Annotated in this window: 13 protein-coding genes and 2 rRNA genes; all 15 read right to left on the bottom strand. The window is 30.2% G+C overall.

The features are described 5' to 3' along the window. Position 1: 1 nt before the first annotated feature. Positions 2-220, bottom strand: coding sequence for a helix-turn-helix domain-containing protein (locus C7U54_RS10905; protein WP_022001629.1), 219 nt, complete (start codon positions 218-220; stop codon positions 2-4). After that, positions 213-1,163, bottom strand: coding sequence for a DNA-binding protein WhiA (whiA, locus tag C7U54_RS10910; protein ID WP_022001630.1), 951 nt, complete (start codon positions 1,161-1,163; stop codon positions 213-215). The genes C7U54_RS10905 and whiA overlap by 8 nt, the downstream gene beginning before the upstream one ends. Continuing rightward, positions 1,163-2,011, bottom strand: a complete 849-nt coding sequence (gene rapZ / locus C7U54_RS10915) for an RNase adapter RapZ (protein WP_107030312.1) — start codon at positions 2,009-2,011, stop codon at positions 1,163-1,165. The genes whiA and rapZ overlap by 1 nt, the downstream gene beginning before the upstream one ends. 80 nt (positions 2,012-2,091) lie before the next feature. Next, on the bottom strand, positions 2,092-2,994 hold the full coding sequence (gene trxB / locus C7U54_RS10920) for a thioredoxin-disulfide reductase (RefSeq protein WP_022001432.1): 903 nt from the start codon (positions 2,992-2,994) through the stop codon (positions 2,092-2,094). After that, positions 2,988-3,635, bottom strand: coding sequence for a pyrophosphatase PpaX (gene ppaX, locus C7U54_RS10925; protein ID WP_107030313.1), 648 nt, complete (start codon positions 3,633-3,635; stop codon positions 2,988-2,990). The genes trxB and ppaX overlap by 7 nt, the downstream gene beginning before the upstream one ends. Positions 3,636-3,695: 60 nt before the next feature. Next, positions 3,696-4,499, bottom strand: a complete 804-nt coding sequence (gene lgt / locus C7U54_RS10930; protein WP_107030314.1) for a prolipoprotein diacylglyceryl transferase — start codon at positions 4,497-4,499, stop codon at positions 3,696-3,698. Then, on the bottom strand, positions 4,496-5,437 hold the full coding sequence (gene hprK, locus C7U54_RS10935) for an HPr(Ser) kinase/phosphatase (RefSeq protein WP_022001435.1): 942 nt from the start codon (positions 5,435-5,437) through the stop codon (positions 4,496-4,498). The genes lgt and hprK overlap by 4 nt, the downstream gene beginning before the upstream one ends. 11 nt (positions 5,438-5,448) lie before the next feature. Further along, positions 5,449-8,268 (bottom strand): excinuclease ABC subunit UvrA, encoded by a 2,820-nt coding sequence (gene uvrA / locus C7U54_RS10940; protein ID WP_107030315.1) that lies wholly within the window; start codon positions 8,266-8,268, stop codon positions 5,449-5,451. Next, positions 8,258-9,616 carry a CCA tRNA nucleotidyltransferase gene (locus tag C7U54_RS10945; protein ID WP_227352239.1) on the bottom strand — a complete coding sequence of 453 codons (1,359 nt, stop codon included), beginning with the start codon at positions 9,614-9,616 and terminating at the stop codon, positions 8,258-8,260. The genes uvrA and C7U54_RS10945 overlap by 11 nt, the downstream gene beginning before the upstream one ends. After that, on the bottom strand, positions 9,606-11,579 hold the full coding sequence (gene uvrB, locus C7U54_RS10950) for an excinuclease ABC subunit UvrB (RefSeq protein WP_107030316.1): 1,974 nt from the start codon (positions 11,577-11,579) through the stop codon (positions 9,606-9,608). The genes C7U54_RS10945 and uvrB overlap by 11 nt, the downstream gene beginning before the upstream one ends. Before the next feature lie 12 nt (positions 11,580-11,591). Next, the gene (locus C7U54_RS10955; protein WP_107030317.1) at positions 11,592-13,037 is read right to left on the bottom strand and encodes a S41 family peptidase; all 1,446 of its coding nucleotides are present in this window, start codon (positions 13,035-13,037) and stop codon (positions 11,592-11,594) included. Positions 13,038-13,170: 133 nt separating this feature from the next. Continuing rightward, positions 13,171-13,743: a hypothetical protein gene (locus C7U54_RS10960; protein ID WP_107030318.1), complete on the bottom strand. Its 573-nt coding sequence runs from the start codon at positions 13,741-13,743 to the stop codon at positions 13,171-13,173. Between the two features lie 47 nt (positions 13,744-13,790). Beyond that, on the bottom strand, positions 13,791-14,720 hold the full coding sequence (locus tag C7U54_RS10965) for an AEC family transporter (RefSeq protein WP_022001441.1): 930 nt from the start codon (positions 14,718-14,720) through the stop codon (positions 13,791-13,793). Positions 14,721-14,835: 115 nt separating this feature from the next. Then, positions 14,836-14,943 (bottom strand): 5S ribosomal RNA (gene rrf / locus C7U54_RS10970). 74 nt (positions 14,944-15,017) lie between these two features. Then, a 23S ribosomal RNA gene (locus C7U54_RS10975) occupies positions 15,018-15,114 on the bottom strand; the annotation flags it as partial.

The following is a 15,114-nucleotide window of genomic DNA, read 5'->3' on the forward strand; positions in this document are numbered from 1 at the left end:
CCTATTTAGAAAAATTAAATAATTCCTTCACTTCTACTTTCAAACCATCTGCTAATTTTGAAATAGCTTTTAAGGAAATATTTCTTGTCCCTCTTTCAACATCAGAAATATAATTTTTAGATAATCCTGAACGAAATGAAAGTTCTTCTTGAGAGATATGTGCTCTCACTCTTAATTCTTTAATTCGTAAACCAAATAAAATGTGAATATCTTTATTCATTTTGCATTTGCATTAATTGTGCTGCTTGTTCACTTAATTTTTTAAAACGATGATGCAATCCCGATTTACTAATCGTCAAACCTGTTTCATCTTGATAAGCATTACACAATTCATTTAATGTATAATCTGGATATTTTTTACGAATCAAAGCAACAGTTCTTGTTTTTTCATCAAGCATATCAAGTCCCATAAACATCTCAATAATACTGATATCTTCTAATTGTTTATTAGAAGAAGCCATTGATTTGACCTCATTAGCAATATCACAGTTATTCCATCTATTTACAGTATTTGACATACTACGATCAATACGAGTACTTTCAAAATTCATCACCGATTGGCTCGCACCAATGGCTCTTAAAAAGTCTCCTATCTTCTCTGCCGATTTTAAATATATAACATATTTGTTTCTTCTTTTTGTCATTTTGGCATTTAAATGAAAATAATTCATTAATTCTTGAATAAATAAAGCATATTCTTCTTCATCAACAGATAACTCTAAATGATAATTAGAGGTTTCTGGGTTATTCACAGATCCTCCAGATAAAAAGATACCCGCTAAAAATGCTCTTTTACAACATTCTTTTTGAATTATTTTTTTATCAGGAAGTGTATGGAAACCTAATCCATTCATTAAACCTAAATCATCTAAGATTTCTCTTGCTTTTGAGACTTTAAGAATATAGACATTATTTTTTTGTAATTTCATTTTTCTAGAAACAAGAAACTCTATATGAGGATGATACACTTCTTTTAACATTTTATGAACTTTAGATGCTATTTTTGCATTTTCTGTTCTTATTGTAAGTAATAAACCTTGATTTGATAAAGAAAGTGTTCCATTGACTTTAATAATTGCTGATAAAATAGCTTTTTGACAACAAATATCAAAATCATTAAAAACAACTTCCTCTTTAACTTGTCTAGCAAATGATACTTTCATTAATGAACAGCATCCCTATGTAGACGATGAACATGATACTTTTGACTATAGTGATCTGCAAAATAATTTGTTAAGCTCACTGAACGATGTTGTCCACCAGTACATCCAATACCAATAACAACATGTGTCTTTCCTTCTTTATCATATTCTTCTAATAAATAATCTAGTAAGTTTGTCATTTTTTGAATAAAGACTTGTGTTTCAGGTTTATCTATTACATAATCATAAACTTCTTTATCGTTTCCTGTAAGATTTCTAAGTTCCTCTATATAGAAAGGATTTGGTAAAAAACGCACATCAAAAAGTAAATCTGCATCTTTAGGAATTCCATGTTTATATCCAAAGGATACAAAACTTATTCTAAATGGATCTATAGATTGATGATTAAATTGATTTTCTAATAGTTGTTGGAATTTATTTCCTTTTAAATGAGTTGTATCAATAACCATATTTGCTTCTTTAGAAATAGGTCTTGCTAATTTTCTTTCATATTCAATAGCTTCAACTAATGTAGAAGCTTTATTAGAAATCAAGATAGGATGTGTTCTTCTTGTTTCTTTATATCTTTTTAAAATAATATTATCATCACAATCTAAGAAAACAACTGATACATTTAACCAATCTACATTGTTTAAAAAACGAATAGCTTTTGGTGCATCAGCTAAACTTACTGCCATGGCTATTCTTTGATAATTCGTATTATCTTTTAAAAATTCTGAAAAAGCCCCTAACAAGGCAATAGGATAATTATCAATACAACAATAAGCCATATTTTCAAAAGCAGCCATTGCAGTTGTTTTTCCAGCACCTGACATACCTGTAACAATGACAATCTCAATTTTATCCATAATACCTCCCCTTTCTATTTTCGTATCTATTCTATCAAAATTCATCTCTAAATAAAAGCCAGATGTGAACATCTGAGCTTTTATTTTAATGAAGCAATGTATTGTCCAGCAATAGCACCATCATTTGTAGCCGTAACAACTTGTCTTAATTGCTTACTTCTTACATCTCCTGCAACAAAAACTCCTTTAACTGCTGTTTCCATATTTTCATTAGCGTCAATATACCCCTCTGCATTAACAATTCCTAATGATTTTGCACATTGTGTCATAGGATCTAAACCAATAAATGGGAAAATACCATTGATCATTAATTCTTCTTTTTCACCTGTCTCACTATTTTCTAAAACAAGACCTTTTACTTTGTTATCTTCTTCTAAAATCTCAGCTGGTTTCCTTTTAAAATGAACTTCAATATTTTCACTTTTTAATAAACGGTCTTGAATAATTTTATCAGCTCTAAAAACATCTCGTCTTACAATTAAATGTACTTTTTTACATAATGTTGCAAGATACATTGCTTCTTCAAGCGCTGAATTTCCACCACCGATGACAGCAACTTCTTGATTTTTAAAGAAAGGACCATCACAGACAGCACAATAAGAAATTCCACGTCCAACAAGTTCATTTTCTTTTTCAAGATTCATTTGTCTTTCTTTTGTACCTGTCGCAATTAAAACATATTTTGTTTGATATGTTTGTTTAGCAGTGATAACTTCTTTGTAATCTCCGTAATCTTTAATATCTAAAACTTCACCATATTCCATTTTTGCTCCAAAACTCAAGGCACTTTCATACATTGTAAAAGCAATTTCAGGGCCTGGTGTTGGTTTAAGTCCAGGATAGTTTTCAATTTGAGCAGTAACATTTAATTTACCACCTGGAGCTGCACTATCAAATATTAAAACATCTAATCCCGCACGACTCGCATATAAACAAGCACTTAACCCCGCAGGTCCAGCACCAATAATTATTAAATCTAACATTTTTCTTTCTCCTTTATATAATTTATAAATTCTTGATAATCATTAATTAACAAATCTGGATGTTCTTTTTCTATAAGAGCATATCCTTTAGGTGACCATTTCACTCCTACTGTTTTAATTCCCACATTTTTACCCGCTTGAATATCAGTTACATTATCACCTACGTAATAACCTTCTTGACAATTTAATTTTTTTAATGCACATAATATTCCTTCAGGATCAGGTTTTGAATGTTTCACATCATTTTCTCCAATGATGACATCAAAATATGGTGTTATATTAAATAAATCCAATCCTAATATAGCTGCTTTTTTATATTTTGTTGTAACTACAGCTAGAGGAAAGTCTTGTGCTTTTAAATATTTTAACATTTCTTCAACATATGGATAAATTGTGACATAATCTTCATGATGTGCATGATTATATTCTCGATAATATTGAATTAATTCATCCACTTGATCTTCTTCTACATATCGACTAAAGGTATTTTTTAAAGAAGGCCCTAGAAATGAAAGCAGTTCTTCTTCACTTAAAGTATAACCTGGTTTATATTTTTTAAATGTGTGTATAAATGATTTTTTTATTAATAAATCTGTATTTAAGAGTGTTCCATCTAAATCAAAAATAATTGCTTTTTTCATACTTTTCTCCTTAATGTAAATTATTATATCTATTTTACAAAAAAAAGATAGTCTTATGCACTATCTTTCCTCCAATACATCTTGTCCTTTAAAATGACAATAAATAAATCCTATTAAACCAACAATAACAAATACAATAGAAACAAGTTGTGCTGTTTTTAATCCAAAAACATATAAACTATCTGTTCTAAATGCTTCTATGAAAAAACGAATAACTCCATACCAAATAAAATAAGTAAAAAACTGAATTCCTTGTTTTTGTTGGTACTTTCTAATAATAAAGAAAATAATTAAAAAACCAATCACACATCCTAAGGATTCATATAAAAATGTAGGTTGATAATATTGACCATGAATATACATTTTATCAATGATAAACTGTGGTAAATGAAGTGCTTTTAAGAAACTTAAATCAACTGCACTTCCATAAGCTTCTTGATTAAAGAAATTTCCCCATCTCCCACATGCCTGGGCAATAAGGACACCTGGCATGATGGCATCCCCCGCAACAAGAAATGAAATATTTCTTTTTTTAAAGAAGAAATAACTATAAATAAGTCCTGTGATAACTCCTCCTTGAATAGCAAGTCCTCCATGATTGATCATAATGGTTTCCATCGGATTATTGGCATACAATTCATTCCACATAAAAATCACATACCAAATTCTAGCACCAATGATTCCTACAAATAATAAACCAAAAACATAATCAGAAAGTATTTCTTTTGAATAACCTAATTTTTTAAAATGATATTGCCCTAAAAAATAAGCAATTGCTGCACCTGTCAATATACAAACTGCATACCATTGTATAGAAAGTGGTCCAATTTCTATAAAGGTATTAAAACTTGGGAAAAATCTCATTGTTCTTGTTTATTATGATCAATATTTTTAAGAATACGTTCAACAAATTCTTTACTTGAATCAATACCTACGTCACGTAAACGCATATTCATAACTGCCGCTTCAATAATAACCGACATACTACGACCACTTGATACAGGAACAACTATTTTAGGAATTTTAATTCCCAAAACATCTTCTGAAATATCATTTTCTTCAACCCCTACACGTGTATATTCACGTGATGGTACCCAACGTTCTAGCTGAATCACCAAATCAACATCATTTCTATCTAAAATAGCAGAAATACCAAACATCTTAGAAACATCAATAACCCCAATTCCTCTAATTTCTAATAAATTAGCAAGAACAGCAGGTGCTTTACCAACGATTTTTTGTCCTATACGATAAAGTTCTACAGCATCATCAGCAACTAATAAATGGCCTCTTTTAACAAGTTCTAAAGCAATTTCTGATTTACCGATTCCACTATCCCCTTTAATAATGACACCTTTACCATGAATATTTAGAAAAACACCATGCATTAATGTTTCTCTTGCAAGTTTTTCTTCTAAGGTATTCATAAGTTCACTTGATACAACACCTGTAATCATTTCTGTTTGAAAAATTGGAAAGTTTCTTTCATCAGCAATATTTTTTAATACTTCAGGACAAGCATGTCCTTTACAAATTACAATACAAGGTACTTCTTCATTAATTAAACACGGAAAGATTTCTTTTTGTCTTTCTTCTGTCATCTCAGCAATAAAAGCCATTTCTTTATCACCAAAGACAATAATTCTTCTAAAGTCACTATGTTTAAAGAATCCTGCTAATTCAAAACCTGGTCGATTGATTTCACCAGTTAAAATAACTCTTTTTAAAGATTCTTCATTTCCTGTAACTTGTTGATAATTTTTATTATTCCCTAATAATTTTTCTACTGTAATTGATTTCATCTTTTTTCTCCTTAAAGCATTGATTTCAAGAACTGACCTGTATAACTTTTTTCACACTTTGCTACTTTTTCTGGAGTACCTGTAACAACAATTGTTCCTCCTCCAGCTCCACCTTCAGGTCCTAAATCAATGATATGATCTGCTACTTTAATAACATCTAAATTATGTTCAATAACAATAATTGTATCTCCTTGATCAACAATACGTTGTAAAACATCGATAAGTCTTGAAACATCATGACTGTGTAATCCAGTTGTTGGTTCATCAAGAATATAAACAGTTTTCCCTGTTGACTTCTTTTGTAATTCACTTGCAAGTTTAACTCTTTGAGCTTCTCCACCAGAAAGAGTTGTTGCACTTTGACCAAGTTTAATATAACCAAGACCAACATCATAAAGTGTTTGGATCTTATTTCTAATTTTTGGTAAATTATCAAAGAAATCTAACGCTTCTTCTACTGTCATTTCTAAAATATCATAAATATTTTTATCTTTATAAGTCACTTGTAAAGTTTCTTCATTATATCGTTTACCTTCACATTGTTCGCAAGGAACGTAGACATCTGGTAAAAAGTGCATTGAAATTTTCTTTAGTCCATCACCTTGACACGCTTCACAACGACCACCTTTAACGTTAAATGAGAATCTTCCTTTATCATAACCTCTCATTTTCGCTTCATTTGTTTGTGCAAATAAATCACGAATATCATCGAAGACACCTGTATAAGTTACTGGATTTGAACGTGGTGTTCTTCCAATTGGATCTTGTGAAACTTCAATGACTTTATCAATATTTTCAATTCCTAAGATTTCTTTATGTAAACCTGGTCTCTCTTTTGATTGATAAACATATCTCATTAATGATTTTCCTAAAATATCATTCACTAATGTTGATTTACCACTTCCTGATACTCCTGTAACGACATTGAATTTACCAAGAGGAAATTTAACATTAATATTCTTTAAATTGTGTTCCTTAGCCCCTTTGACTTCAATAAATAAGCCATTCCCTTTACGTCGTTTTTTAGGAACTTCAATCTTTCTATTTCCAGATAAATATTGTCCTGTAATAGAATCTTTACAATTCATAACTTCTTCTGGTGTTCCTGCACAAATGACTTGTCCACCATGAACACCAGCTCCTGGACCAATATCAACAATAAAATCTGAAGCTCTCATTGTATCTTCATCATGTTCAACAACGAGAACGCTATTTCCTAAATCTCTAATATCTTGTAAAGATTTAATAAGCTTTTCATTATCTCTTTGATGTAAACCAATAGATGGTTCATCTAAAACATATAACACTCCCGTAAGACGTGTTCCAATTTGAGTTGCTAGACGGATACGTTGAGCTTCTCCACCAGATAATCCTCCTGCACGTCTAGCAAGTGTTAAGTAACCAAGACCAACATTATTTAAGAATGTAAGACGATCATTGATTTCTTTAACAACTAATCGAGCAATATTCATTTCATAGTCTGTTAATTTTATATTTTGAATAAAATGTAAAGCATCCCCAATCGATTGTTCTGTAAATTCAGCAATATTTAAACCACCGACTCTTACAGAAAGAACTTGATCATTAAGTCTTCTTCCCTTACATGTAGGACAAGTATGTTCTGACATAAAGGATGCATACCATTCTTTTGACCATTTTGAAGTTGTTTCTTCATATCTTCTTGCAATTAATGTTCTCACACCTTCAATAAATTTTGTTGTACGTGAGACATTTCCACTATCTGATACGATTTCATAACTAATAGGTTCTCTCGAACCATCAAGAATATAACTCAATTCTTGTTTTGTAAAATCTTTTAATGGTTTATCTAAATCTATTTTATATTTCTTACAAAGAATTAAAAATCTTTGCCATTCAATACGATTTGTTCCTACTGCTGTTTTAAAATAACGAAGTCCACCTTCATTAATTGATTTACTCCAATCTGGAATCAATAAATCATCATCCACTTCATTTTTAATCCCTAATCCACGACAATCCGGACAAGCTCCTAATGGATTATTAAATGAAAATAAACGTGGTTCTAATTTAGGAACAGAAAAACCACAAATTGGACAAGCAAGATGTTCACTAAAAAGTTCTTCTGTTTTTGTTGTTAAGTTTTGAACAATGACTTCTCCACCCGTTAGTTTCAAACCGACTTCTAAAGAATCTACTAAACGACTACGATAACCTTCTTTTTTGATAATACGATCAATAACGACATCAATATCATGTTTTTTATTTTTATCAAGTTCAATTTCTTCATCCAACATGTAATTTTGTCCATCAACAACCACACGTAAATAACCATCTTTTAATAAGTCCGCAAAATAATCTTTAAAAGTTCCTTTCTTTCTTTTAACAACTCTTGCGACAACCATTAAACGATCGCCATCAGCGTATTGGTCAATCGTATCTGCCATTTGTTTAATTGTTTGACTTTCAATAACAACATCATGTTTAGGACAATAAGCTTTTCCTACACGTGCATATAACAATCTTAAATAATCATAGATTTCTGTAACTGTTCCTACAGTTGAACGTGGATTGTTAGAAGTTGTTTTTTGATCAATTGCAATAGCAGGTGATAAACCTTCAATCGCATCAACATCTGGTTTTTCCATATTGCCTAAAAACTGTCTTGCATAAGCACTTAGTGATTCTACATATCTTCTTTGTCCTTCAGCATAAATTGTATCAAAAGCTAAAGATGTTTTCCCTGAACCAGAAAGACCTGTCATAATAACAAGTTTATTTTTAGGAATATCGATATTAATGTTTTTTAAATTATTTTCTCTTGCTCCTCGAATAATTAATTTATCTTCCATCTTTTCTTCCTTTCAATAATTGGATAACACTTTCTTTGTCATGCCCTCTCATTTGTAAATCATAGGCCCAATCAAGTAATTCTTTGAAATCTTGATTAGGTTTAAATCCTAATTCTATTAAGAGTTTACCATCCACAAAAGGTTTTAATGCATGATTTCCACATCTTGAAACCTTTTCTTCAACATAAGTATCTAATGTTGAAATTGTTTCTGGACGATTTGCAAGTCGTCCTAACTTATCACATTTCGACATACATACTAAATCGTTTAAAGGAAAAATTCCTTCTATTCCTTTTAATAATTTATAGTAACTATAATCTTTACTTTGATTTCTTACCATATTCATCAAATGCATATGATAATAGATCATTGTACGAATATATTTTTTCATTTTTTTATTTGTAAAAAAATGACTAAAATATTGATTAAAAACTTTTACACCACTTTCATTATGCCCTGGTGCTTTTCCTTCAGGAGTTGTTACTAATGGTTTTCCTATATCATGAAGTAAAGCACTCCACATGAAAGCAAGTGGCCAACTTGTTTTATCTTTACATAAAGCAGCTAAGTCAACAACTAATAAAGTATGATTCATCACATTTCCTTCAGGATGAAAATCTAATCTTTGAGGACATGTTACTAATGTTTCTAAAGGACGAATAAGAGCATTGAGTTCTAATAAGAATTTTAAACCCGTTGATGGATGTGAAGACATCAATAACTTATTATATTCTTGTTGAATTCGTTCTAAAGATAAATATTGTAAAACTCCTTCATTGACCATTTTTTGACAAATCTCTTTTGTTTTTAAATCCACTTGAAATTCAAAACGAGACATAAATTGAGCTAATCTTAATACTCTTAAAGGATCTTCATAAAATGTTTTTTCATCAACCATTTTTAAACATTTATTTTTAATATCTTCTCGTCCTTGATAATAATCTATCAGCTTTCCATTTTGATAATCATACATCATTGCATTGATTGTAAAATCTCTTCTACAACATGCTGTTTTCATATCTAAATCTTTATGAACTTCTACCTCAAATTCTCGATGTGTTTGTCCTTTCTTTCTTTCAATACGAGGTAAAGCAAAATCAAAATTTGGTAAACAATCCAATTTTAAAATACCAAAACTTTTACCTACCTCGTTTACTTTTCCATATTGAGATAAAATATCAATAATCTCATCTATTTCTAGATCATAGATTTCTACATCTACATCATGGTAATCCACCTTTTGATACATCACCATATCTCTAACAATACCACCTACAAGATAAACTCGACCCTTTTTAGATAAAGAATCTAAAACACTTTTTTCTAAATGATTAAACTCAAACTTCACCTTGCAACTCCAACATCATATCTCTAAGTTCCATTGCTCTTTCAAAATCAAGTGCTTTAGCTGCTTCTTTCATTTGTTTTTCAAGTTCTTTAATAAGTGTTTCTTTATCTTTCTTCTTCGCTTTCTTACCCTTTTTAACAAGAGAAATGGCTTCATCCACATTTTCTTGTCCATGGATAGCTTCTCTAATTTCCTTTTTGATTGTTTGAGGAATAATACCATGTTCCTTATTATATTTTTCTTGTATTTCACGACGTCTTGCTGTTTCATCAATGGCCTTTTGCATAGAATCAGTAATTTTATCACCATACATAATAACTTTACCATGACTATTTCTAGCAGCACGTCCAATAGTTTGAATCAATGATCTTTCCGATCTTAAAAAACCTTCCTTATCAGCATCTAAAATACAAACAAGAGAAACTTCTGGTAAGTCTAACCCTTCTCTTAACAAGTTGATACCCACTAAAACATCATATTTTCCAAGACGTAGATCTCTTAAAATTTCTGTTCTTTCTAATGTTTTAGTATCACTATGCAAATAAGCAACTTTTAACCCAAGTTCTACAAGATAAGCACTGAGATCTTCTGCCATTCTTTTAGTAAGTGTGGTAATCAATACACGTTCATTTTTTTCAATACGTTGATGAATTTCATCAATAATATCATCTACTTGACCATCAATAGGTCTTACTTCTATGATTGGATCTAATAGCCCTGTTGGTCTAATAATTTGTTCAACAACTTGATGATGAACCTTATCTAGTTCATAATCACCTGGCGTTGCAGAAACAAAGATAGCTTGATGAATCAAATCTTCAAACTCTTCAAAAACAAGTGGTCTATTATCCAAAGCACTTGGAAGTCTAAAACCATATTCTACTAATGTTTCTTTACGAGAACGATCCCCATTATACATTCCTCTAATTTGTGGAAGCATAACATGACTTTCATCTACGACAAGTAAAAAATCTTTAGGAAAATAATCAATCAATGTATAAGGTCTTTGACCTGCTTTTCGTCCATCGATATGTCGTGAATAATTTTCAATTCCTGGACACATTCCCACTTCTCTTAACATTTCCACGTCATGTCTCGTTCTTTGATCAAGACGTTCATACTCTAATAGCTTTGTTTCATCTTTAAAATACTGTAATCGTTCTTCTAATTCCTTAGAAATCGTATCACAAGCTTTTAACATTTGTTCCTTTTTCGTAACATATCCATAAGCAGGATAAATAGTATACGTATTATAAGAACCTAAAATATGTCCTGTAAGGGGATCTACTTCACAAATACGTTCTACTGTATCCCCAAATAATTCAATACGAATCAAATAACTTTCACTATGTCCTGGAACAATTTCAATAACATCACCACGAACCCTAAAAGTTCCTTTAGTTTGTTCAATATCATTTCTTTGATATTGACGATCGACTAAAAATGTCAATAATTCTCTACGATCAATATCTTGATCAACACGTAATGAGAAAATCATTTCTTTATACTGTTCAGGATTTCCAAGTCCATAAATAGAAGCAACAGAAGCAACAACAATGACATCTTCTCTTTCAATAAGTGAATTCATTGCTGCTGAACGTAACATTTCAATTTCATAATTTGTTTTTGCATTTTTATCAATATAGAGATCTCTACCTGGAATATAAGCTTCTGGTTGATAAAAATCGAAGTTTGAAATAAAGTACTCTACTCTATTTTCAGGAAAAAACTCTTTTAACTCTGAATATAATTGTCCTGCTAATGTTTTATTATGTGCTAAAACCAACGCTGGTTTATTATATTCTTTGATAACATTAGCAACAGTAAATGTTTTTCCTGTTCCAGTTCCCCCAAGTAAGACTTGTTCCTTTTTACCTGCTTTTAAACCATCTACAAGTTCTTGAATAGCTTGAACTTGATCTCCCATTGGTTGAAAAGGAGAAACGAGTTTAAACTGAGACATAGTTTCACCACCTTATTTTATGATTTTCATTAACTGATCATACTGTTTATCATTTTCATGATTATTGATATAAATCATCATTCTTGCAACCAGCATTTGTTTATCACTTTGACTATACTCTCCATCTACATTTAAATGATTATCTGTTTCAAATTGTTGTAATGCTGCTTGTGTATTAACTGAAAAATAACCATCTTCTCGATCAACAGAATATCCTAAAATATTGAGCATCTTTTGCATAGATTTAATACGTGTATTTACACAATCAACTTTTAAGGTTTCTTTTACATCTTTTGTTGTAATTCCTGATAATGAAACATTATCAACTTCTTCATCAGGTGTTAGACCCTTTCCATTAATACATGTTCCATTAGGAATCATCCATTTAGCATACGTATACTTTAAAACTGATCCATCAGAAAGCGTTTTTTGAGTTTGTGCACTTCCTTTTCCATAAGTTGTTTTACCAATAAGTTGATATCCTTTTTCACTTTGTAAAGCTCCTGCTGTTAATTCAGAAGCACTTGCTGTATTTTCATTTACAAGAATATAACCATTTTCAAATTCATATTTTTTATCTGATTCTGCATAATATTTTTTTGCTGCACTATTTTTTTCTTTCATTTGATAAATTACTTCATCTGAAGTAAAGAATAAATCTAAAATATCTGTAGCAGCTGTTAAATAGCCTCCACCATTATCTCTTAAATCAATAACTAATGTTTGAATATTTTTCTTTTTAAACATTTCTAAGGCTATTTCTACTTGCTTAGCGGTATCTGTTCCAAAAGTTGATAATTCAATATATCCAAAAGATACATTTCCTTGTTTTCTTATTTCATAAAAAGCAGAAGTATCTAATGCGCCTCTTGTAACTGTCACATCACTTGTTTTTTGATTATTTAAAATCGTTAATGTAACTTCTGTTCCATCTTCACCTCGCACATAGTCTCTTACTTGATCAGTACTTGCTTGTGCTAATTCATTTCCATCTGCTTTCGTGATAATATCGCCAACTTTTAAGCCTGCTTTACTTGCTGGTGAATCACTATATACTTTAGTAATCATGGCCCCTTGTTCTACCATAGAAAAACCTACACCAATGCCTTGATAATTTCCAGCAACTGTTTGATTAAATTCAACAGCTTCTTTGCTTGTTAGATAACTTGAATGAGGATCATTTAATCCTGCAACCATTCCTTCAATAGCAGAGGTATTTAAATTTACATCCTGATCATTCGTATTTACCCAATACTTATCTAAAGTATCATAAACTTCATTAATAATACTGCTATCATTTGTATTTTTAACAATAACATTCTTTTTTGAAACATAGCCTGCAAAATACCCAATTGCAAGACAAACAATAATCAAAATAACAATTAAAACTTCTTTGATTGGTCTTTGTTTTGTTTCTTGTTTTACTTCTTTTTTTGGCGGTCTAATAAAATCATCCATCATTTTCACCTCACCATAACATATTATCATATTTTAAAAAGCATTTATATCATTAATCAAAACCTATTTATTAGTTTCTTTTTTAGACACATTATATCGTTTTTTTACCCATAAGTCACGCTTTTTGCATGAGTCATTTATTATTTTGTCGTATTTTTTTAGTAATTGTTTCCATATAAGATTGAAAAGGTTTTACCTTTTCTTGATGATTTCCAACATATTCTTTAAAACATTCTGCAAAATATTCTTTTTTTGTCTTTTGTTTGAATAATGTTTTATTTTCTTTATAAAGTTTTATAAATTGTTTAGAAGAACTAAAATGATACTTTTCATCAAAATAATGTCCTAATTCATGAATAATTACTCCTTCACTTGTGACATTCTCAAGATGCGGATGAACTAAACGAATAGTTGCAGGAGGAATCATTTCGCCTGAAATGATCAAATTATCTTTTTTTATACTATAATTATAAAGCTCAATTTTACCACCTGAATTAAAAAAGATTTCTAAATATTGATCATCATATGAATAACCATATCCTCCTTGTAGTTCTTCCTTAATATAGCTATCTCCAAATTCATTCATTTCTAACCAACTGTCTTTAAATTCTTTTTCTACATAGACATGTTTTTGAATTTCAATCATTGTTGTTTTAGGTGTACAACCTATTACAAATAATAACAAAACACATAATATTTTTTTCATTTGAACTCCTTTTATTAATATATAAATAAAAAGGTATTTCTACCTTTTTATAATAATTGGTAAATCATAATCATGAGTGGCATTGTAATAATACTAAATATAACTCCCATCACATTCATAATACTTGCATATCCTGGATGTTTATTATAAAGCTGTGCAAATTGTGTAATCGTTGCAGCCGGTGGTGCAGATGCAGCTAAAATTGTAATCAACAAAATTTTGTCAGCATCAACTGTTAAACGAGACATACCTGTAAATTTAAAAATAAGAATCATAATTAATGGAAAGACAACTAATCTAAATAAAGAAATTAAATATGTTCTCTTTTCTACAAAAATACTCCTTAAATCCATTTCTCCAATAAGCATTCCAATAACAATCATTGCTAATGGTCCCATCATACTTCCTACTTTAGAAAAAGTATCAACAAGTAAAGATGGTAATTGTAATTGAAACATAAAAAGACAAATTCCAATAATGATAGCAATAATATTAATATTTAATAGAATCTTTTTTACGTCAAATGATGGTTCATTACAAACTAGACTTTTAGCATGTGTCCATAATAAAATAGTTTGTATAACCATATAACCGCTTGAATAAATGACCCATTCATTCCCTAAGATGGCTCCTACTAAAGGAATAATTAAATTACCAGAATTCGAATAAATAAGTGTTGCTTTTTCAATAGGTGTAAAACCAAAAATTTTTCCTAATAAATTAGCAAGTGGAATAAAAATGATATGTACTAAAATAGCCCCTAAAAAAGATATTCCTAAACCAATCAACTTATCTGATGTAAAATCAATCATAAAAGAATTGATAATGGCACAAGGGCATGCAACATATAAAAGTAAAATAGATAATACTTTACTATTTTCCGCTGTTAAAACTCGACCTCTTACAAGCAAAAAGCCAAAAAAGATCATAATAAATAATTGACATATTTGTTGAATTAACAAAATACTTAATTCCATTATATTCACCTCAAGGGATAGTTTAGACTAATTATTTTAAATATGTAAAAGCTTTCATTATATGAAAATAAAAAACCACTTAAGGGAAAATTCTTAAAACATAAAAAAAAGAAGGAACTGGCAACGAGCTATTTTCGCACAATGTACTATCTTCGCCGCGATGATGCTTAACTTCTGTGTTCGGAATGGGTACAGGTGTGTCCATCATGCTATCATTACCAGATTCTTCTTTTCAAGTGTCTTCAGGACACTCAAAACCAGACAGTAGTTTTTCTTCTTTCAAGCTCGCTTGCCTTTTCGGTCAAGCCCTCGACCTATTAGTATCAGTCCGCTTAACATGTCACCATGCTTACACTCCTGACCTATCTACCTTATCGTCTTTAAGGGGTCTTAC

The organism is Faecalibacillus intestinalis (genome assembly GCF_003024685.1).
Taxonomy (GTDB): Bacteria; Bacillota_I; Bacilli_A; order Erysipelotrichales; family Coprobacillaceae; genus Faecalibacillus; species Faecalibacillus intestinalis.